Source organism: Povalibacter sp. (assembly GCF_036520495.1).
In the GTDB taxonomy this organism is placed as follows: Bacteria; Pseudomonadota; Gammaproteobacteria; order Steroidobacterales; family Steroidobacteraceae; genus Steroidobacter.
The window spans coordinates 214,405-234,919 of sequence record NZ_DATDJO010000068.1; the positions used below are offsets into that span (position 1 = coordinate 214,405).

The following is a 20,515-nucleotide window of genomic DNA, read 5'->3' on the forward strand; positions in this document are numbered from 1 at the left end:
GACTGCGGGTCGCGACGCGCGTGGATTACAGCCTCACTCCGGCCGTAGCCACGTGTCAAGCAGGGGAGATCAGCGCGCGCGATTCACGATGGCTGGCGCATCGCCACCGGTGCCCATGGCCCTGCCGATGAAGAAGCGCTTGGCCAGTGCGCTTCGATCCACGACCGACAACCCGGCCTGACGCGCCCATCCGAGCAGGGAACTCGAATTACTGAACAGGCGGTTGAGCCCGTCGATCAATCCAAGGGCGAGTGCGTTCTCGCTGCGGCGCCAACGTTCGTACCGACGCAGCACCCGCGTCTCGCCAAGATCCGTCGGCTTGCTGCCGCCAGCCAGCTCGCACGACAGTGTCTGGACCAGGGCAGCGCAGTCCAGAAAACCGAGATTCACTCCCTGCCCCGCCAGTGGATGCACGGCATGCGCCGCGTCGCCCACTAATACGAAACGTGATTTGCAGTACTGAAGGGCGTGCGTGAGCCGCAAGGGAAACTGCGCTCGCGGACCCGAAACGCCGACCTGCCCGAGCGCACCGCCCAGCGCTTCTGTCAGCTCGCTCGCCAGCTGCTCCGGTTCGCAACTGACCAGGAACTGTGCGTGATCGGGTGTCGTCGTCCACACGATGGAACTGCGGCCATCGGCCAGCGGCAGGAAGGCGATCGGTCCGGACGGAAGAAAGCGTTGCCACGCCGTGCGCGCGTGCGGATATTCCGTGCTGACGTGCGTCACGAAGGCATGCTGATCGTACTCCCAGCCGCGCGTTTCGATGCCCGCCAGCTTGCGACTCAGCGACCCCGCGCCATCGGCACCGACGATCAGCTCCGCGCCGATTCGACGTCCGTCTGCCAGCGTGACGAAAGCTTCATCGACATTGACCTGCAGTCCGGCGAGCTCCGCGCGCAGTAACGTGACGCGACTGCGCATGGCAGGCGATTCGTAGATACCCCATTGCACGCGTCGGTTTTCAACGATGGCGCCGAGACTCGGCTCGCTGGTCTGCGCCGCCGAAAAATGCAACGAACCCGCGCCGCGCGGTCGTCCACGCGCATCCCACACTGTCATCTCCGAGTAGGCGGAGACATGCTGCGGTGGAATGCGGGACCAGGCGTCGATGGACTCGAGGATTCGCTGCGAGCCGCGCGAGATTGCAGACACGCGCAGATCCACATCAGCGCCGACCGGCGGCTTGGTCGGCGGATGCGTTTCGAGCACGGCAATCCGCAGGCGCGACAATTCCGGATCGCTGGCTGCCAGCGCCGCAAAGCAGGCGCCCACCATGCCGCCACCGATCACCAGCAGGTCGAAGTCAGGTTTCATGGAGGCCTCAGACGACCGCCGCGCGCCAGACGTGGAATGCGACCTGCGGCGCCGAGCGAGAGTTGTGACAGCGCATCCTTGGCTGCAGGCAGCAGATCAAATGCGAGCAGGCCGACGTTGCGCGCCAGCTTCGCCAGGCCCAGTGGTTGCGTGAACAGACGAACCAGCCCATCGGTGAATCCGACGATCTTCTCGCGGTCCGCGGCGCGCCAGCCGCGATAGCGCTCCAGCAGCAGCCCGTCGCCACAATCGAACTCGGCCGCCTGACCCGAGGCGTCCAGCGCATCAGCGAGAACTTCAGCGAGACTGGCGGCATCGCGCAAGCCTAGATTGAAACCCTGTCCTGCGATGGGATGCAGCGCCTGCGCCGCATTGCCGACGACCGCCAGACGCGGCGCCACGTGTTCATCGGCGCGCGTCAGCGACAAGGGATACAGGTGGCGTGTGCCGACGCGCGTGAAGCGGCCAAGGCGAAAGCCAAACGCCTGCTGCAGTCGATCGAGAAATTCGGCATCGCTCAGGTCACGCACCTGCTCCGCCATGCCGGGACTGAAGCTCCAGACGAGACCGACCCGCCCCTCCGACACCGGCAGCAATGCAAGCGGTCCTTCGGGCGTGAAGCGTTCGTAGGCCACGTAGTCGTGGAAACGCTGCGTGAAGACGTTGGTCACGAGCGCGTGCTGCTGATAGTCCCAGGTCGTGGCGCCGATGCCCGCGGATTCGCGCACAACGGATTTCGCTCCGTCTGCCGCGATGACCAGCCTGGCCTGGATGGTCACTGAGGCGTCGGCACCGGTTTCGCACCGCAACTCGCGACAGGCGCCCTTCAGCTCCGAGCTGACGACGCGGGCTGGCGCCAGCAAGGTGACGGCCTCCTCCTGCAATCGCTGCCACAGTGCCGCACCCATGATCCGGTTGATGACGACAAAGCCCAACGCCTGAAGGTGCTGTTCCTGCGCATCGATCCGCGCGAAGGCAAAGCGCCCCTGGTCGGAGATGTGAATGCGCTTGATCGGCGTGGCCTCGCGCTCGATCAGGGGCCAGACATCGATCCCCTCGAAAATCCGGCGGCTGCCATTGGACAGCGCCGTGGTGCGATCATCGAAGCTCGGCTGATCGACACTGCCGAAGGGATGCGCCTCGATCAGCACGACCTTGAGCTTCAACGCGGAGAGCGCCAGCGCGAGACTGGCGCCTACGAGTCCCCCGCCGGCAATGGCGACGTCGACCTTCATGCGGCCTGCATCAGCTTTTCGATACCGTCGGCGTCCTTGACCAGTCCTTCCGTCAGCACTTCACACCCATCAGAAGTCACGACGACGTCATCCTCGATGCGGATACCGATGTTCCACCAACGCTTCGGGACACCGGGCGTTCCGGACGGAATGTAGACGCCCGGCTCGACCGTCATGGCCATACCGGGTTCGAGAACGCGCCACTGCTCACCGACCTTGTAGTCGCCGACGTCATGCACATCCATCCCGAGCCAGTGACCGGTGCGATGCATGTAGAACTTGCGATACGCGCCATCGCGGATCAGGTTGGGCACCTTGCCCTTCAGCAGCCCCAGCTTCACCAGCCCCTGCGTAATCGCTTTCACCGCTGCATCGTGCGGATCATTCCAGTGATTGCCGGGCCTGGTCTTGGCAATGGCCGCATGCTGCGCCTCCAGGACGACGTCGTAGAGGGCGCGCTGCTCGGGCGTGAACCGCCCGCTGACCGGAAACGTGCGGGTGATGTCGGAGGCATACAACTCGTACTCGCAGCCGGCGTCGATCAGCAGCAGGTCGCCATCCTTCAGCTCATCCGAGTTCTCGTGATAGTGCAGGATGCAGCCATTGGCGCCGCCACCGACGATCGGGTGGTAGGAAATATCCGCATTGCTGCGCCGGAATTCGTGCAGCAGTTCCGCCATTACTTCGTATTCCATCCGTCCCGGGCGAGTGAACTGCATGGCGCGCTTGTGCGCCGCGACAGCGATGCGGGCGGAATGACGCATTGCCTCGAGCTCCGGCCGCGTCTTGTACAGCCGCATGTCGTGCAGGAAATGATCGAGCGCGACGAATTCCTGAGGTGGCTGCACACCGCTACGACCCTGGTTCTTGAGCTGATTCACCCAACCGATCACGCGCTGATCGAAATCCTGGTGCAGACCCATCGTGTAGTAGACCCGCGAGCAGTTCTCCATCAGGCCGGGAAGAATGTCGTCGATGTCGGCGATGGGAAATGCATCGTCCGCGCCGTAGTCCCGCGTCGCCCCTTCCGGTCCGGCGCGACGTCCATCCCAGGTTTCGCGCGTCGGATCGCGGTCGCGCACGAACAGGACGTACTCGGCGTGAGTCCGGCCCGGAATCAATACGGCCACCGACTCCGGCTCACCAAAGCCCGTCAGGTAGTGGAAATCGCTGTCGGGGCGGTAGTGATACAGGACGTCGCTATTGCGAGTGCTTTCGGGAACCGCTGGCAGAATGGCAATGCCGCCCTTGCCGATCATTTTCATGAGCTGACGGCGGCGGCGGGCAAATTCGGTTTTACGCATGCAGTGTTTGAACGGACGGGCGTCGCGAACCTGGGGGATCAATGCTGCCGGGATTCGAATTCGTCATCGAGATCATCGTCCGGACCATCGTCCAGACCGTCATCGTCTGACGGGACGTCGCTATCGCTGCGCACCGCATCGAGCTCGTCATGGATCAGCTGCGTCGCGGCGCGAATGTACTCGACGACTTCCGTATAGGCCTCTTCGTCCTCTTCCGCATCGCCGCTCGGATCGGCTTCTGCGCGACTGATGCTGGTGAAGTCCAGCAGGACTTCATCGATGCTCTTGGGCATTCGTTCCGGCTGCAGCGGACGGGCAGTACCCAGTCCATAAAGAAATCCCTGACACCATTGCGACAGCGCGGTCGTGCGTTGCTCGAGCGCTACGGCATCGTCGGGCAGGAACGGCTGAAAATCCATCTCGTCGCCGCGCAGCGCGCGCAATGTATCGGCGTACAGCAGGTACATGGTCTGCTTGATATCGTCCGCGACGGGAACGCCCTCTTCCTCCGGAATCAGTTCTTCCAGCCAGCGTTCGAGCGTGCAGTCATCGCTGATACACAGCGCGCCGCACAGGCATCCATGCCCTTCGGCGACAGAAACCGTCGAACCTGCGCCCTGCATCACGCTCACTATTTCGGGGAATGTCACATGCAACATGGGGTTATGGTATCACTGGTCGTCGCGCCAGCGTTTCTTCGCCGCATATACGAGCATCAATCATGCGTTTGACCGTGCGTTCTTCGCCGCCGCATAATCGGGCCGTGAGCGAATCCAGACCAAATGCCGCCGACCGTGAACTGGAACTCCTCGAGCAACGGCTCGGAGAACTCGTCACCGTCGTGGCGCAGCTCAGGGAAGAGAATCGGGCGCTGCGACAGCGTCTCGATGGACTGACGACCGAGCGCGCGAATCTGCTGCAGAAGAACGAGCAGGTGCGCACGCGGGTCGAAGCCATGATCGGCCGCCTCAAGGCGATGGAGCACGGCGCATGAACGATCGAACGGTACGAGTCAGCGTCCGGATTCTCGAAAAGGAATACCAGGTCGCCTGTCTGCCCGAGGAGCGCTCGGAACTTCTCGACTCGGCCGAGTATCTCAATCTCAAGATGCGCGAGATACGCGACGCCGGCAATATCATCGGACTGGATCGCATTGCGGTGATGGCGGCACTGAACTTGGCCAACGAACTGCTGCGCATCCGCAAGCAGGACGGTGGTGGTAATGGTGAAGTCACTCCCCGGGTGCGCCAGATGCGCGAACGGGTCGAAGCGACGCTCGCCAAGGGTCAGCTAGACTAGTAATGGCCCGGTACGCCCTCATCAGGAGGAACCCGGATCGTCTGCAGCTTGTTTGTTTTTTGATTTCTATGGCGCCGCCTGCGGTGTTCGACACGGTGTCGGGAAACCTCTCGACCCTAACGTTAATACCCAGGGGTGCGGCATAGCGTCGGTATTGAGCATGTCCGTCTCCGACGGGAAGCCTGATCTGACGTGGCTGCGCCCCACCTATTGCTCCGTGTCGAGAGCAATGGCACCAACGGCACATGCGGGTGGCGCCGCCCTCCTCTCTGGATGAAGACATCCAACCCTGGCATTCAGTCGGTCGCGTGCGGTGACTCCACAGCGACCGACGACCGCGGCAACCTGCGCCGCGAGACGCACCACCAAGTGAGCCAGGAAATTCGCCGAGAAATGCGCCTCGAAATGCGTAAGCGCCGACGCGCGCTACCCGCATCGACTCGCGCCGCAGCTGCCCGGTCCCTCGCCAGCATCCTCTCCCGCAAAAGAATCCTGCGACCCGGCGCTCACATCGCCGTCTACCTGGCGCATGGGGCAGAGATCGACCTGGCTCAAGTGATCACTCGTGCGCGTCGGGCGGGTTGCAGGCTCTATCTGCCTGCCATCGTGAGCATAGAAAAGGGCTCGATGCAGTTCGTGCGCTTCGATGCGGGTCAGCCGCTGCGTCGCAACCGCTTCGGCATATACGAACCTGAACTGCGCACATCCCCAAGGATCGCCGTACGCAGACTCGATGCCGTACTCCTGCCGCTGGTCGCAGTCGATGTACGAGGGTGGCGCCTTGGCAGCGGCGCCGGCTTCTACGATCGACGCCTGAATCATCTGCGCTCGGGTCGTCGCTGGCGCAGGCCGAAGCTGATCGGTATCGCTTACGATTTCCAACGAGTGCCGATCCTCAGCCCCCAACCCTGGGACGTTCCGCTCGATGCGGTCGTCACCGAGCGCGCCTTCTACCCTTCACATCGTCCTTTCGCCTGAAACGCATATCGAGAAGCCCATGAACTACTGGTTGATGAAGTCCGAACCCGGCACCTTCAGTATCGACGACCTCGCCGCCGCAAAGAAAAGCACGACGGGATGGGACGGAGTTCGCAATTTCCAGGCGCGCAACTACCTGCGCGAGATGAAAAAGGGCGACCTGGCATTCTTCTATCACTCGAGCTGCGCTGTTCCCGGCGTGGCGGGTATCGTGAAGATCGTCCGTGAAGGCTATCCCGACCCATCGGCCTTCGATGCGAAAGACGATCACTACGATGCGGGCAGCAAGCGCGACAACCCACGTTGGTATTCGGTCGACGTGCAGCTCGAACGCAAGTTCGATGAGGTCGTCTCGCTCGAAGCACTGCGCAAGCATGAGCAGGGCAAACTGAAGAACATGATCGTATTGAAGCGAGGCAATCGACTCTCCGTTACACCAGTGACGAAGGTCGAATTCGAGTTCATCGCATCGCTCGCATGAGCATCGCGTTGTGACCCGAACAACAATTTCGCATACACCTCTTGCTAGCCATTTTCAATTTATGTATATACTGCGCCCGGACTAACTCGACATGGAGATTAATGACTATGGCAACTAAAGCTAAGAAATCAGCAAAGAAGAAGGCAACCAAGAAGAAGGCTGCCAAGAAGAAGTAAGTTTGCTTCTTGTTGATGTAGATGAAGACTGTGCCCGCGAAAGCGGGCACAGTCGTTTTCGGAGCTGGAAAAACCGGCATTTCACGCACATGCGCGCAGCGAGATCAGAGTCATGAACGCCGATCAGAAGAAGCAGCAGGCAGCCGTCGCCGCCCTCGCCTACGTCGAAGAGGACTCAGTCATCGGCGTCGGTACCGGCTCCACCGTCAATCACTTCATCGACGCATTGGCTGCGCAGAAGTTGCGCATTCGGGGTGCCGTGTCGAGTTCGGAAGCCTCGACCGAGCGAATGAAGAAGTACGGCATCGATGTTCTCGACCTGAACTCGACGGGTGACCTGGACGTTTATATCGACGGCGCCGATGAGTCGGATGGTCAGCTACGCCTGATCAAAGGTGGCGGTGCCGCACTGACGAGAGAGAAGATCGTAGCCGCAGCGTCGCGCCGCTTCGTCTGCATCGCCGATGATTCGAAGCTGGTGGACGTGCTCGGCAGGTTCCCCTTACCGGTGGAAGTGATTCCAATGGCGCGCTCCTACGTAGCCCGGCGCCTGCGGGCACTCGGCGGGCGACCACTCTGGCGCGAAGGCGTCATCACCGACAACGGCAACCAGATTCTCGACGTGCATGACCTGCGGATCACGGACCCGATTGCCACGGAGGATGCGATCAACCAGATCACGGGGGTCGTTACGGTAGGACTGTTCGCGCGTCGACCCGCCGATGTATTGATCCTGGGCACTGACGCAGGCCCGAAAATCCTGCCCTGATCCCTCCAGGCACGATGGCGCTTCATCAAGCGCCGCAGTAAGGACTGGCGAGGAAGGACAGCCGAAGATTTCCGTGGGTCCGCAAGAAATCCCGTCAGACAGCGCATGTCCTTTTACCCCGCGCTCCCCGTGGGATTCCTTGCCGTAGCTCTCGGGGTGAGCGCACTCGCCTAGCTGCGAATCGCTTCGCGCAACTCGCGGACCAGTCCGGGTCCGCGATAGATCAGACCCGAGTAGATCTGAATGAGATCAGCCCCGGCACGCAACGTACCGATCGCGTCGGACGATGACCCGATACCGCCGGCACCAATGATGGTCAAACGGTTTCCCGCAGCCGCCTTGAGGATGGCAACGGCTCGTTGAGCAAGTCCCAGCATGGGCGCTCCGCTCAATCCTCCGGCTTCCGACGACGCGCTGGCGACCTCAGGAGGTCGCGTCGTCGTGGTGTTGGTCGCGATGATGCCGCTGACGTTCAACTCGATCAGCAGGTGTGCGATCGCCCTCAGCTCATCCTCTGACAAGTCAGGCGATACCTTGGCAAGCAACGGCACCGTGCGACCCTGCTGCACCGAGAGCGTATGCCGCTCCTCCATCAGCGCCGAGAGGATCGGTCGCAGGTTGTCGACCTGTTGCAGCTGACGCAGTCCCTGCGTATTCGGTGAGGAGACATTCACTGTGACGTAATCGGCATGTGGCGCCAGCTTGCGATAGCAGGTGACGTAGTCGTCGATGGCGCTCTCCAGCGGCGTCCACGCATTTTTGCCGATGTTGATTCCGAGAACGCCGCGATACTTGCGTCGCATCAATCGGCCAACGACTGCGTCGGCACCTTCATTCGGAAAACCCATGCGGTTGATCAGCGCCTGCTGCCTCGGCAACCGAAAGACGCGAGGCAATGGCTGACCCGGCTGCGGCTGGGGCGTGACCGTGCCGATCTCGATGAAACCAAAACCAAGTGCCCCGAGTGCATCGATATGGCGACCGTTCTTGTCGAGGCCCGCGGCGAGACCAATGCGATTGGGAAAGGACAGCCCCATGAACTCGACACGCGCCGCAGCTGCATTGGTCACGCCAGGCAGCACATGCAAGCGATGCATGAGATCGAGTGAAGACAACGCCAGAGCATGGGCACGCTCGGGGGCGATCGCGAAGAACAGAGGGCGTAGCGCGGAATAGAGATCGACGGACATGCGGTGAAACTTCGGTGGGTTGGCGAGTTTGATGCGGAGAGGATCCGCGTGAATCATGACTTCCAATGCAGCTTTCAACCGGAGAGCAGCGAACCGGGCATCGAGCCCGACTCGCCGCGCGGGGGGACCAGGATGATTCGTGCTTTGCACTCACCCCGCCGGGGCCAGCGCGAAGATCCGCCGATCGCCGCGGTGTTCAATTCGCGGTTGCGAATTGGTCGAACCTGGATCCCCTATGCCTCAACCCAGTCAGATCAGCCAAACGAAAAAGGGCCCGGAAGACCGGGCCCTTTTTGTTTGGCTGGGGGACTAGGATTCGAACCTAGGTTGACGGAGTCAGAGTCCGTAGTCCTACCGCTAGACGATCCCCCAAGGTGCGGATCAAAGCGATTAACGCTTCGAGAACTGCGTACCGCGACGTGCCTTGCGGAAACCGACCTTCTTACGTTCGACTTCGCGGGCGTCGCGAGTGACGTAACCGGCATCGCGCAACTGCTTGCGCAGGGTCTCGTCATATTCCATCAAGGCGCGGGTCAGACCGTGACGGATCGCACCGGCCTGGCCGGTCGTACCACCGCCCTTGACCGTGACTTTGACGTCGAACTTGGTGTCGAGCTGCACGAGTTCCAGCGGCTGACGCACGATCATGCGCGCGGTCTTGCGGCCGAAGAATTCGTCGAGCGGACGGTCGTTGACCGTGATGCTGCCCGCGCCCGCACGAAGGAAAACGCGAGCGGTTGAGGTCTTGCGACGGCCGGTGCCGTAATTCGTCGAAACTGCCATGTGGTATGCCTTTAGATCTCGAGCGCTTTCGGTTGCTGAGCAGCATGCGGGTGCTCGCCACCGGCAAATACATGCAGCTTCTTGAACATCTTCCGGCCGAGCGTGTTCTTCGGCAACATCCCCTTCACCGCGAACTCGATCGCGCGCTCCGGGTGCTTCTGCAACAGCTTCTCGAGACTCGTGGTCTTGAGGCCGCCCATGTAGCCAGTGTGGTGGTGATAGAACTTGTCGGTCAGCTTCTGGCCGGTGACGTGCACCTTGCCCGCATTGAGGACAATGATGTTGTCGCCCGTGTCCACGTGCGGCGTATAGGAAGCCTTGTGCTTGCCGCGCAGACGCATGGCAAGTTGCGTTGCCAGACGGCCGAGCGTCTTGCCTGACGCGTCCACGACGAACCAGTCGCGGCGCACCGTCGCCTCGTTGGCGAATACGGTTCTCATTGAATTCTCCGGGAAAATCTCTGCCCTGGGGGCGAAAAGGCCGGCAAGTCTAATGGACGACTCCGGGCATTGCAAACCGATCGAAAACGAAGCCGCCCGAGTGGCGTAAAGGTCGACATATATATCGATATATATAATGAGCCCATGATCACAGTACCGCCCCCCGAATCCGGCAATGACCGGGTACTTTCCCTGATCGATCGGCTGGTCGAACCCGCAGATCAGGGACTACGGACCCTTTTCAGGGTCCATCAGTCTACCCGCTCCTACCCCGCGGATGGGATCGACGACACAGTCGACCAACCCGCGACCCGCCGCAAGGTCATCTCCCTGATGCGCATCAATCATTCGGGGGAAGTGGCAGCGCAGGCTCTTTATCAGGGGCAGGCCCTCGTAGCCCGCAATCCCGTCCTGCGCGAATCTCTTCTCGAAGCCGGCCGCGAAGAGGCCGATCATCTCGCGTGGTGCTCACAGCGCATCGGTGAACTGGGTGGCCGCACGAGCCTGTTCGATCCGCTCTGGTATGCCGGTTCGTTCGCGATCGGCGCACTCGCGGGCCTCGCGGGAGACCGAACGAGCCTTGGCTTCGTGGCCGAGACCGAACGCCAGGTGGTCGAGCACCTCGAAGGTCACCTCGCAGAGCTGCCCCATGATGATCGACGCACACGAGAGATCGTCAATCAGATGAGCGCCGATGAAGCCCGGCACGGACACAACGCCATGCAGGCCGGTGGCGCCGCACTCCCGCCACTGACACGAGCCCTCATGAAACTGACGGCCGGAGTGATGACACGGACCGCCCGCTGGATCTAGTCACGAATAATCAGAAACTTGCGGTGACACTGCATACTGTATTAAAAGTTCGGCAATAGAATTCGCATCGAACTGCCCAGCTAATCACGACAGCACCAGGGGTGACTAATGGAAGAGGGCGCACGGCCATTGAGCGACATACCAGCGATCAACCGATTTCTGAGCTACTGCCGCATTCGCACGGTGCCTTCGAAAACGGTGGTGATCCACGCGGGCGATCTGCCCGACGTCCTCTACTACATCGTCAGCGGTTCCGTTGAAGTCATGATCGAGGATGAGGAAGGCAACGAGATGGTTCTCGCCTACCTCAACAAGGGACAGTTCTTCGGCGAGATGGGCCTGTTCTACGAACAGCCAACGCGCAGCGCCTGGGTCCGCACCCGCCAGCAGTGCGAGCTGGCCGAAATGACCTACCCCCGCTTCCGTCAGCTCGCTGCCGAAAGCCCCGGCCTGGTGTTTGAACTCGCAACCCAGCTTGCCACGCGCCTCGATCGCACCAATCGCAAGCTCGGCGACCTGGCCTTCGTCGACGTCACCGGGCGAGTTGCTCACGCAATCATGGACCTGTGCGGCGAACCCGACGCCATGACGCATCCGGAAGGCATGCAGATCAAGGTCAGCCGTCAGGAGCTTTCGCGACTGGTCGGATGCTCGCGCGAAATGGCGGGACGCGTGCTCAAAGTGCTCGAAGATCAGGGCCTGCTGCGCGCCACCGGCAAGACCATCGTGGTCTATGGCGCCCGTCCGAAGATGAAGACGAAGCCACCGTTGGCAGCGGCCGCCGCTACTGCCGGTCGCGCCCCGGTCGCCAACAATCGTCGCGTCGATGAAGACGAAGACGAGGATTTCGACGACGAGGACGACGAGTAAATCGTCCCGTCTGGTACCGGGACACTTCATCAGTGTCCCGGTCGCTGACTCAGCCAGCCCCCTCGCCCGCTTTCGCAATTTCTGCCCGCATCGCCTCGATAGTCGCCTTGTAATCCTTCGCACCGAAGATCGCTGATCCTGCGACGAAGGTGTCGGCGCCGGCGCTGGCGATCTCGCGAATATTGTCGACCTTCACCCCGCCATCGATCTGCAGGCGAATTTCGCGCCCGCTCGCCTTGATGCGCTCACGAACCTGCCGCAGTTTCTGCAACGCCGTCGGGATGAACTTCTGACCGCCGAAGCCGGGATTCACGGACATCAGCAGGATCATGTCGACCTTGTCGATGACGTGATCGAGCCAGTTCAGCGGCGTCGCCGGATTGAACACGAGGCCCGGACGACAGCCGTGCTCGCGAATCAGCGAGAGCGTGCGATCGACGTGCTCGCTCGCTTCCGGATGAAACGAAATCCACGTGGCGCCCGCTGCCGCGAAATCGGGAATGATGCGATCCACGGGACGCACCATCAGGTGCACGTCGATGGGTGCAGTAATGCCATGCTTGCGCAGCGCTTCGCAGACCAGCGGACCAATCGTCAGATTGGGAACGTAGTGATTGTCCATCACATCGAAGTGGATGCTGTCGGCGCCGGCGTCCAGCACCGCGCGCACCTCCTCGCCGAGCCGCGCGAAATCGGCGGACAGGATGGAGGGTGCGATCCAGGGTTTGATCTGTGAACTCATTGCAATGCTCCGACGATACTCATTTCATGCCACGCGCAGCGCACAGCACTTCGTAGGCCGCGCGAATCTGCCGTGTCTTTTCCTCTGCCACTTTCATCATCGATTCCGGCAGGCCCTTGGCGTGCAGCTTGTCCGGATGGTTCTGGTTCATGAGCCGGCGATAGGCCTTGGTGACCTCCGCGTCGGACGCCGACGGCTGCATGCCGAGCACTTCGTAGGCCTGCGCAGTGCGATCGACAGCACTACGCGCCTCGCCCGACTGACGTGTCGACCGCTGCATCCGCAGCAGCGCCTCCATCTGCACCAGTTCGTAGGCCGAAACATCCAGCGCATTAGCAACGCGAGTGAGAACCCGCCGAGCCGACGGATGCACCCCACCGCTCCACAATGCGGCCTGCAACTGGATCTGCATGAACATGCGGCACAGGTCGGGACGGTTCCGACAGGCCCGGTGGAGCTGCTGCAGCGTGGCTTCGAGTGGAAAATCGGTTGCCTTGCCCTGCCTGAACAGTTCGATGGCGAGTCGCACTTCGCGCTCGCCCAGGCGCAGTTCGCCCATCATCGCGCGGGCGGCGCGGATTTCTTCTTCCGACACCCGACCGTCAGCTTTGGCAATATGCCCCATCACCTGGAATGAAGCGCGGAAGAACGCCTCCTGGACGCCGATCGCCGTTTCGCGCGGCCGCGAGCCACGCAGACGCGTTTCCGCTTCGACATCGAAGAGATGACCGATGAATGCACCGAACAGGACACCCACGGGACCGGCGGCGAATATGCCAACGACCGCTCCCAATGCCTTGCCCTGCCACATCATGTTCAACTGCACCTCGACTGTCGAAACTTGAAGCTCACCCTACCCGCTGCGACAATCGCTGCGGCTGACAGCATCTTCAATGTTAGCAGCGGCCCGATTGCCGGACCGCGATTCTTACGACCGCACACACGCAAGGTCTCCCGATGTCCGCGACCACCGCATCCCCCCCGCTGCTGCACTCGAACCTGACCTCCCTGAAGCGTATTCATGAGGGGAAGGTGCGCGACATCTACGCCATCGACGCTGAGCACATGCTGATCGTGACCACCGATCGACTGAGCGCATTCGATGTCGTGCTGCCCGATCCGATTCCCGGCAAGGGCAGCGTTCTGACGCGCATTTCGCGTTTCTGGTTCGACAAAACGCAGCACCTGATTCCGAATCATCTGACCGCCTACCCGCTCGAGCGCGCCGTCCCCGATGCCGCGGAGCGCGCATTGATTGCCGATCGCAGCATGGTCGTGAAGCGCCTGAGGGCCTTGCCGATCGAAGCAGTGGTGCGTGGTTACCTGATCGGCTCGGGCTGGCGCGACTATCAGCAGACAGGCATCGTGTGCGGAATCTCCCTGCCGCATGGCCTGCGACAGGCGGATCGATTGCCGCAGCCGCTGTTCACGCCGTCGAGTAAAGCGCCGCAGGGCGAGCACGACGAGAACATCGACTACGAGAAAGTGGTAACGACCGTGGGCCAGGGCCTGGCCGAACAGATTCGCGCGGCGTCGCTGGCACTCTACGGCTTCGCCGCCGAGTACGCGCTGAAGCGTGGCATCATCATCGCCGACACCAAGTTCGAGTTCGGCGTCGACGAGGCTGGTCACCTGACGCTGATCGACGAAGCGCTGACACCGGACTCCTCACGATTCTGGCCGGTTGATACGTACCAGGTCGGCAGCAGCCCGCCGAGCTTCGACAAGCAGTTCGTGCGCGACTATCTCGAGACCCTCGACTGGAACAAGCGCGCTCCCGCCCCCGCCTTGCCGGCCGAGATTCTGACCAGGACCAGCGAGAAGTACGCTGAGGCCTTACGCCGCCTGATTACCTGAGGATCATTTCGTTCTGCGCAGCGGCTACCCGTCAAGCGCACCACCGTTCGGAGGCAGCACGTGACTGAACCCGCGTCGACCGGTATTCCAGACTCCGCCGCTGCCCTGCCGCTCGAATCGCCGCGCATGCGGCACATGCCGCTGACCGTTGCACTCGCCTATCTGGTCTTCGGCATCCTCTGGATCTTCTTCACGGATCGCGCACTGGTCTGGCTGCAGATTCCTCCTGAGGCGATTCTGCAGATGCAGACTACCAAGGGCTGGCTGTACATCTTCGGTTCCGCCACCCTCCTCTACATTCTGCTGCGGCGGTATGAACGCAATGCGCGGCAGTCGACACGCCGGCTGCTCGAATCGCAGGAAGAGGTGCGACGCATGAATGCGGACCTCGAGCACCGGGTCGCCGCCAGAACCCTGCAGCTGGAGTCGGCGAATCGCGAGCTCGAGGCGTTCGCTTACGCCGTTTCCCATGATTTACGCGCTCCCCTGCGCAGCATGTCGGGGTTCAGCCAGATCGTGGTCGAGAGCGCACCTCCCGAGCTCGATGAGAAGAACCTCGACTACCTGCGACGCATCCGCGATGCCAGCCTGCGCATGTCGGCGCTCATCGACGACCTGCTGAGTCTGTCACGCATCAGTCGCAGTGAAATGACGTTGCGGCCGGCGAGCCTGACTCAGATCGCGTCCGAAGCAGCGGCCACGGTTCGCGATCTCTATCCGGGACGCGAAGTCACCCTCACCATTGCGCCCGACATGATGGTCGAGGGAGACACGCGACTGCTGCGCATCGCCATGGAAAACCTGATCGACAATGCCTGGAAATACACAGGCCACGTCGAGCACGCTCAGATCACGATTGGCTGTCAGCAAAGCGGGCCGGAACGGGTTTTCTTCGTGCGCGATAACGGCATCGGATTCGACATGGCGTATTCGGGCAAGCTGTTCGGGCCGTTCCAGCGCCTGCATGCGGACTCGGATTTTCCGGGCACAGGCATCGGGCTCGTCACGGTACAGCGGATCGTCGCGCGGCACGGCGGACGGATCTGGGCAGAAGCGCAGCCCGATCACGGCGCGACGTTCTACTTCACTCTGGGTCCGCCGCCGCGCCCATGACGGCGCTGCAGATTGAACCGACTGTCCTGCGACGCTGCAGCGTCTCTCGCTTGCCGCCCGGCAAGCCGCATGTCAGGCTGGCTGCGTGATGATCGACGCTTTGGCCTCGCGCATCGAACACTGGCTGTTCGAACCACCCGAATCGCTGATCGGCAAGCCGATCTGGCAGCTCACCCGCATCCTGCGTTATCCCTACGCGCTGATTCGCGATGTGCTGCGCGACGATCTCACGTTGCGCGCGATGAGCCTGGTGTACACGACGCTGCTGTCGATCGTGCCGCTCATTGCCCTGTCCTTTTCCGTGCTCAAGGGCCTGGAATATCACCGCGAACTGGAACCGGTGCTCTACACCTTCCTGGAACCGCTGGGAGACAAGGCTTACGACATCACCGCCAAGGTGATGGAGTTCGTCGACAACGTGCGCGGCGGAGTGCTCGGCTCCATCGGCCTGATCTTCCTGCTCTACACCGTGATCTCGATGGTGCAGAAGGTCGAAGAGAGCTTCAATTTCGTCTGGCGCGTCGATCAACCGCGCAGCTTCGGACGACGCTTCAGCGAGTATCTGAGCGTGATGGTGATCGGCCCGGCCGTGCTCGTCGGCGCCATCGGTCTGCTCGCCTCCGTGAACAGCAGTTCAGTGATGCAGACGATCTCGCATTACCAGCCGTTCGGCTGGCTGCTGGCGCTGCTGGGAACGCTCAGCCCATATCTGCTGGTCGTCGGCGTGTTCACGTTCCTGTACGCATTCATTCCGAATACGCGAGTGCGCGTCGTGCCGGCGTTGATCGGCGGCGCCGTCGCCGGCTTCGCGTGGGTGGCGATGGGCATGATCCTCGCCTCCTTCGTCAAGGGATCCAGCGGCACGATGGTCATCTACGCAGGCTTCGCCATCGTGATCGTCGCGCTGATCTGGGTGCACATCTCCTGGCTGGTACTGCTGCTGGGAGCGCAGCTTGCGTTCTACATCCAGAACCCGCAGTACCTGCGGCCGGGCCGCGGTGAGATCCGCCTCAGTTCGACCGTGCGCGAACGACTCGCGCTGTCCGTCATGTACCTCATCGTCAACGACTACAATTCAGGCATTCGCTGGACCACGAACCGGCTGGCCGATCATCTGGAAGTTCCCGGTGCAGCACTTGCGCCGATCATGACGGAGCTGGAAAAGCATCGTCTGCTCGTCATCGCCGAGGACGACACCTGGTTGCCTGCCCGCGATCCAGGGACGATTGCGCTATGCGATGTGATCGATGCAGTCCGTCATGAATCTGTCGGCCCGCGATTGAGCCGCATCCGCGACATTTCTCCGGCAGTCGATGCAGCGCGCCACGCCGAGGAAGCCATGCGGGCGCGACTGAAGGAGAGGACGGTCAAGGATCTGGTGGACGAGAAGTGACGAGGGTCACTCCCCTGCAATCGTCATCTGCTCGACCAGGATAGAGCCCGTCCGCACGCCGCCGCGCGCATCGACGTCGTTGCCGACCGCCACGAGGTTACGCAGCATGTCCTTGAGATTGCCGGCAATCGTGATCTCGTGGACCGGGTAAGCGATGGCGCCGTTCTCGACCCAGAAGCCGGCTGCGCCGCGCGAGTAATCACCCGTCACGCCATTCACCCCCTGCCCCATCAGCTCGGTGACGACGAGTCCACGATTCATCCGGCGCAACAGGCTTTCGAAGTTCTCGGCGCCGTGACCCACGAACAGGTTGTGAACACCGCCCGCATTGCCGGTCGTTTTCAGACCCAGCTTGCGCGCGGAGTACGTGCCGAGGATGTAACCGCCCAATACGCCGGCAGCGACCAGTTCGCGATCACGCGTCGCACAGCCCTCGCTGTCGAACGGTGCGCTGCCCAACGCCTTGGGGATGTGCGGTCGCTCGGAAATGCTGAACCAGTCCGGAAACACCTGCGTGCCGGCTGAATCGAGCAGGAATGACGCACGACGATACTGACTGCCACCACGCACGGCGCCGAGGAAATGCCCGATGAGACCGCGCGCCAGTTCCGGCACGTAGAGTACGGGCGCGGTCGTCGTCGACGGTTTGCGCGCATTCAGTCGACGCAAGGCGCGTTCCGCCGCCGTCCGGCCGATTTTTTCGCCGTCTTCCAGCTCACGCCAGTCGCGCACCGAGCTGTACCAGTAGTCGCGCTGCATCTCGTCGCGCTCCTGCGCGATCACGACACAGCTCAGGCTGTGGATCGTGCTGGGATAGCCACCGAGAAAGCCCAGCGAATTGCCGTACACGCGGATGCCGCGATGACTCGACAGGCTCGCGCCCTCGGAATTGCCGATGCGCTTGTCGACCGCGAGCGCGGCCGCCTCGCAGGCCACCGCCAGGTCGCGCGCCTGATCCGGCTCGATATCCCAGGGATGATTCAGATCGAGGTCGGGAATCGCGGTCGCCAGCGTGTCCGGATCGGGAAGTCCCGCACACTCGTCCTCAGCGGTGAATCCCGCGATGCTGTACGCCTTCGCCACCGTTTCGCGAATGGCCGAGGCTCCCAGGTCCGCAGTACTCGCCGAACCTTTGCGCTGACCCCGATAGACCGTGATGCCCATGCCGCGATCACGCTGGTATTCGAGCGTTTCCACTTCCCCCAGGCGGGCGCTGACCGACAGCCCGGTATCGACGCTGATGGCGACTTCGGATTGGGTTGCGCCGAGTTGCCGGGCTTCCTCGATGGCCATCGTCACCAGCGATTCGAGATCGGACTGGCTCAGCGATTGACTCGCGGCAGCAGCGGTATTTCTGGCAGAAACAGGATCGGAACGGGTCATGAGCCGATCTTATCAGGCACGGCCTGAGGTTTGGTCCGGCTTTCCCGATGCTGCCGGTCGTTCTATCCTCCCTGCCATGACTGACGAAGATGAACTCCCCAGCAAAAGCGAGCGCAAGCGGCAGAGCGACGATCTGCAGGCGCTCGGCGAAGCCCTGATCGATCTGCCCGACAACGAATTCGACGCATTGCCGCTGCCCGAATTCCTGCGCGATGCTGTCCTGCTCGCACGCCGGATCACCGCGCATGGCGGCCTGTATCGGCAGAAGCAGTACATCGGCAAACTGATGCGCAAGATCGATGCCGAACCCATCCGCGTTGCGCTGGATACCCGGCGTGATCGCGAACGACTCACCACCTTGCGCTTTCGCCGCCTCGAGCAATGGCGCGACCGGATCATTCGGGAAGGCCGCCCCGCGCTGGATCAGTTCGTGAGCGAATGCGAGGGTGGGATCGCACCGCCCGCGCTAGCGGAACTTGCCGCGCTCACCGATCAGGCCGGCAAGGAACAGCGCGAAAAACTACCGCCGCATGCCAGCCGTGAGCTGTTTCGCAAGCTACGAGAAGCCATGCCGATCTGATCGGCATGGCCTGCTACAATTCCCCGATGAAACCGCTCGTTGGCATCATCATGGGCTCCCGGTCCGACTGGGAGACGCTGCAACCTGCCGCCGATATGCTGCAGAAACTCGGTGTTGCGTATGAAACGCGTGTCGTCTCAGCGCACCGCACGCCCGACCTGCTCTTCGACTATGCCAGCACGGCGCGCGAGCGCGGCCTGGAAGTCATCATCGCTGGCGCAGGTGGTGCAGCGCATTTGCCGGGGATGACCTCCTCCAAGACCACGCTGCCCGTGCTCGGGGTTCCGGTGCAATCGAAAGCATTGAACGGCATGGACTCGCTGCTCTCGATCGTGCAGATGCCCGCCGGTATTCCCGTCGGCACGCTCGCCATCGGTCAGGCCGGCGCCACCAACGCCGCATTGCTGGCTGCGGCCATCCTGGCCAACAAATATCCACCGATTCAGCAGGCCCTCGACAAATTCCGCAGCGACCAGACCGACGGCGTCCTCGCGCATCCCGATCCGGCTGTCGCGCCCCGTCACCCATGAAGATCGGCGTCATCGGTGCGGGCCAGCTGGGACGCATGCTGGCCCTGGCAGGCTATCCGCTGGGCCTGCGCTTCGTGTTCCTCGATCAGGGCAACGACACCCCCGGCGAACAGGTGGGTCACATCATTCGCGGCGCATTCGACGATCCTGCCGCTCTGGCGGAGCTGGCGAAGCAGGTCGACCTGATCACCTTCGATGTCGAGAACGTTCCCGTCGATGCCGTTCGCGGCATCGCGAAGCAGCGCCCTTTCCTGCCCCCTGTCGAAGCGCTTGGCGCGTCGCAGGATCGCCTGGACGAAAAGACACTGTTCCGCAAACTGAAGATTCCGACACCGGAATTTGCGGCGGTCGATTCACTGCAGGATCTGCAGGCAGCGACAAACCGCATCGGAATTCCCGGCGTGCTGAAGACACGTCGCCTCGGCTACGACGGACGCGGTCAATACTTCATCCGCAAAGCAGAGGACGTCGAGAAGGCATGGTCGACACTCGGGACCGTCCCGCTGATCTACGAAGGCTTCGTCAATTTCAGCCGCGAAGTGTCGATCATCGGCGCGCGCAGCACACGCGGTGAAGTGCGGTGTTATCCGTTGGCGGCGAACACCCATTCCGAAGGCATCCTGCGTCATTCGATCGCGCCGTATAACAACGCGCGTCTGCAGAAATCCGCCGAGACGTATCTGAAGCGCCTCATGAAGCACTTCGACTACGCCGGCATCCTGACGATCGAATTCTTCGTCCAGCGCGGACAGCTCATCGCCAACGAAATGGCGCCACGTGTCCACAACTCCGGGCACTGGACCATCGAAGGCGCGCAGACGAGTCAGTTCGAGAACCATGTGCGGGCGATCCTCGGCCTGCCTCTGGGCAGCACCGCGGCCGTCGGGCATTCCGCCATGGTCAACTTCATCGGCGCCATGCCGACGCTGGAACAGATTCTGCGCGTGCCTGGCGTGCACTTTCACAGTTACGGCAAGGAGCCCCGCCCCAATCGCAAGCTGGGGCACTGCACGATCACCGCGACTTCAGCCATTGCACGCGATCGCGCACTGCGGGCGTTGATGAAACTTAAGGTCAGTTGAAGCCGTTACAAGACCCGAAATAATGGCCGCGGGACGCGGGACGCCACCGAACGTGATGCGCTTCGAGACTTCGGCTCTTTGACAGCGCGGTTTTTTGTGTCCGCGGACGCGAGCCCGTAAACTTTGCCGGCCAGCATCAGGCTGGATCGGTGACACCTCGATTGCCCGTCGGTGGCCCCAGGA

Annotated in this window: 22 protein-coding genes, 1 tRNA gene, 1 other RNA gene and 1 pseudogene; 14 read left to right on the forward strand and 11 right to left on the reverse strand. The window is 62.1% G+C overall.

Annotated elements, in window-relative coordinates; translation table 11 throughout:
• Nucleotides 1-69: 69 nt before the first annotated feature.
• Genes VIZ63_RS24210 through VIZ63_RS24225 form a run of 4 tightly spaced genes read right to left on the reverse strand, consistent with a single transcriptional unit; the run spans nt 70 to nt 4,512 of the window.
• A complete protein-coding gene (locus VIZ63_RS24210; RefSeq protein WP_331612399.1) occupies nt 70-1,314 on the reverse strand; it encodes a UbiH/UbiF/VisC/COQ6 family ubiquinone biosynthesis hydroxylase in 1,245 nt (414 codons plus the stop codon).
• Nucleotides 1,311-2,549: a 2-octaprenyl-6-methoxyphenyl hydroxylase gene (gene ubiH, locus VIZ63_RS24215; protein WP_331612400.1), complete on the reverse strand. Its 1,239-nt coding sequence runs from the start codon at nt 2,547-2,549 to the stop codon at nt 1,311-1,313. Before ubiH ends, VIZ63_RS24210 begins: the two co-directional genes overlap by 4 nt.
• Entirely contained in the window at nt 2,546-3,853 is a 1,308-nt protein-coding gene (pepP, locus tag VIZ63_RS24220) for a Xaa-Pro aminopeptidase (protein WP_331612401.1), read from the reverse strand. The genes ubiH and pepP overlap by 4 nt, the downstream gene beginning before the upstream one ends.
• A 38-nt stretch (nt 3,854-3,891) precedes the next feature.
• A complete protein-coding gene (locus tag VIZ63_RS24225; protein ID WP_331612402.1) occupies nt 3,892-4,512 on the reverse strand; it encodes a UPF0149 family protein in 621 nt (206 codons plus the stop codon).
• 104 nt (nt 4,513-4,616) lie between these two features.
• Here VIZ63_RS24225 and VIZ63_RS24230 point away from each other — a divergent pair, with 104 nt between their 5' ends.
• From VIZ63_RS24230 to rpiA, 6 genes are all read left to right on the forward strand, one after another.
• Nucleotides 4,617-4,847, forward strand: coding sequence for a TIGR02449 family protein (locus tag VIZ63_RS24230; RefSeq protein WP_331612403.1), 231 nt, complete (start codon nt 4,617-4,619; stop codon nt 4,845-4,847).
• Nucleotides 4,844-5,152: a cell division protein ZapA gene (locus tag VIZ63_RS24235; protein WP_331612404.1), complete on the forward strand. Its 309-nt coding sequence runs from the start codon at nt 4,844-4,846 to the stop codon at nt 5,150-5,152. The genes VIZ63_RS24230 and VIZ63_RS24235 overlap by 4 nt, the downstream gene beginning before the upstream one ends.
• Nucleotides 5,153-5,224: 72 nt before the next feature.
• Nucleotides 5,225-5,410: non-coding RNA, 6S RNA (gene ssrS, locus VIZ63_RS24240), on the forward strand.
• A gap of 135 nt (nt 5,411-5,545) precedes the next feature.
• A complete protein-coding gene (locus tag VIZ63_RS24245; RefSeq protein ID WP_331612464.1) occupies nt 5,546-6,130 on the forward strand; it encodes a 5-formyltetrahydrofolate cyclo-ligase in 585 nt (194 codons plus the stop codon).
• 19 nt (nt 6,131-6,149) lie between these two features.
• Entirely contained in the window at nt 6,150-6,611 is a 462-nt protein-coding gene (locus VIZ63_RS24250; protein ID WP_331612405.1) for an EVE domain-containing protein, read from the forward strand.
• 288 nt (nt 6,612-6,899) lie between these two features.
• Nucleotides 6,900-7,556 (forward strand): ribose-5-phosphate isomerase RpiA, encoded by a 657-nt coding sequence (gene rpiA, locus VIZ63_RS24255; protein ID WP_331612406.1) that lies wholly within the window; start codon nt 6,900-6,902, stop codon nt 7,554-7,556.
• 170 nt (nt 7,557-7,726) lie between these two features.
• On the opposite strand, the gene VIZ63_RS24260 is transcribed toward rpiA, so the two are convergent.
• The 4 genes from VIZ63_RS24260 to rplM form a co-directional block, all read right to left on the reverse strand.
• Entirely contained in the window at nt 7,727-8,746 is a 1,020-nt protein-coding gene (locus VIZ63_RS24260) for a quinone-dependent dihydroorotate dehydrogenase (RefSeq protein WP_349261270.1), read from the reverse strand.
• Between the two features lie 298 nt (nt 8,747-9,044).
• Nucleotides 9,045-9,118 (reverse strand) — tRNA-Gln (locus tag VIZ63_RS24265).
• Between the two features lie 18 nt (nt 9,119-9,136).
• Nucleotides 9,137-9,529, reverse strand: a complete 393-nt coding sequence (gene rpsI / locus VIZ63_RS24270; RefSeq protein ID WP_331612408.1) for a 30S ribosomal protein S9 — start codon at nt 9,527-9,529, stop codon at nt 9,137-9,139.
• Nucleotides 9,530-9,540: 11 nt separating this feature from the next.
• Complete coding sequence (gene rplM, locus VIZ63_RS24275; RefSeq protein ID WP_331612409.1) at nt 9,541-9,969, reverse strand: 50S ribosomal protein L13; 429 nt, start codon at nt 9,967-9,969, stop codon at nt 9,541-9,543.
• Between the two features lie 144 nt (nt 9,970-10,113).
• Between rplM and coq7 the strand changes: the two genes are divergently transcribed.
• Nucleotides 10,114-10,782, forward strand: a complete 669-nt coding sequence (coq7, locus tag VIZ63_RS24280) for a 2-polyprenyl-3-methyl-6-methoxy-1,4-benzoquinone monooxygenase (RefSeq protein WP_331612410.1) — start codon at nt 10,114-10,116, stop codon at nt 10,780-10,782.
• A 108-nt stretch (nt 10,783-10,890) separates the two neighbouring features.
• Nucleotides 10,891-11,526 (forward strand): annotated as a pseudogene (gene crp / locus VIZ63_RS24285) (cAMP-activated global transcriptional regulator CRP); the annotation flags it as partial.
• A 175-nt stretch (nt 11,527-11,701) separates the two neighbouring features.
• Here crp and rpe read toward each other — a convergent pair.
• Together rpe and djlA are read right to left on the reverse strand one after the other, a co-directional pair.
• Nucleotides 11,702-12,382, reverse strand: coding sequence for a ribulose-phosphate 3-epimerase (rpe, locus tag VIZ63_RS24290; protein WP_349261271.1), 681 nt, complete (start codon nt 12,380-12,382; stop codon nt 11,702-11,704).
• A gap of 31 nt (nt 12,383-12,413) precedes the next feature.
• Nucleotides 12,414-13,208: a co-chaperone DjlA gene (gene djlA / locus VIZ63_RS24295; protein WP_331612465.1), complete on the reverse strand. Its 795-nt coding sequence runs from the start codon at nt 13,206-13,208 to the stop codon at nt 12,414-12,416.
• A gap of 143 nt (nt 13,209-13,351) precedes the next feature.
• Between djlA and VIZ63_RS24300 the strand changes: the two genes are divergently transcribed.
• From VIZ63_RS24300 to VIZ63_RS24310, 3 genes are all read left to right on the forward strand, one after another.
• Entirely contained in the window at nt 13,352-14,251 is a 900-nt protein-coding gene (locus tag VIZ63_RS24300) for a phosphoribosylaminoimidazolesuccinocarboxamide synthase (protein WP_331612412.1), read from the forward strand.
• 60 nt (nt 14,252-14,311) lie between these two features.
• On the forward strand, nt 14,312-15,364 hold the full coding sequence (locus VIZ63_RS24305; protein ID WP_331612413.1) for a sensor histidine kinase: 1,053 nt from the start codon (nt 14,312-14,314) through the stop codon (nt 15,362-15,364).
• Between the two features lie 88 nt (nt 15,365-15,452).
• The gene (locus VIZ63_RS24310) at nt 15,453-16,757 is read left to right on the forward strand and encodes a YhjD/YihY/BrkB family envelope integrity protein (protein ID WP_331612414.1); all 1,305 of its coding nucleotides are present in this window, start codon (nt 15,453-15,455) and stop codon (nt 16,755-16,757) included.
• Nucleotides 16,758-16,763: 6 nt separating this feature from the next.
• On the opposite strand, the gene pmbA is transcribed toward VIZ63_RS24310, so the two are convergent.
• Complete coding sequence (gene pmbA, locus VIZ63_RS24315) at nt 16,764-18,140, reverse strand: metalloprotease PmbA (RefSeq protein WP_331612415.1); 1,377 nt, start codon at nt 18,138-18,140, stop codon at nt 16,764-16,766.
• Between the two features lie 76 nt (nt 18,141-18,216).
• Between pmbA and yjgA the strand changes: the two genes are divergently transcribed.
• From yjgA to VIZ63_RS24330, 3 genes are read left to right on the forward strand one after another with little or no spacing between them, the layout of a single operon-like run.
• On the forward strand, nt 18,217-18,720 hold the full coding sequence (gene yjgA, locus VIZ63_RS24320) for a ribosome biogenesis factor YjgA (protein ID WP_331612416.1): 504 nt from the start codon (nt 18,217-18,219) through the stop codon (nt 18,718-18,720).
• Nucleotides 18,721-18,746: 26 nt separating this feature from the next.
• Nucleotides 18,747-19,250, forward strand: coding sequence for a 5-(carboxyamino)imidazole ribonucleotide mutase (gene purE / locus VIZ63_RS24325; protein WP_331612417.1), 504 nt, complete (start codon nt 18,747-18,749; stop codon nt 19,248-19,250).
• Complete coding sequence (locus VIZ63_RS24330) at nt 19,247-20,332, forward strand: 5-(carboxyamino)imidazole ribonucleotide synthase (RefSeq protein WP_331612418.1); 1,086 nt, start codon at nt 19,247-19,249, stop codon at nt 20,330-20,332. Before purE ends, VIZ63_RS24330 begins: the two co-directional genes overlap by 4 nt.
• Nucleotides 20,333-20,515: the final 183 nt, after the last annotated feature.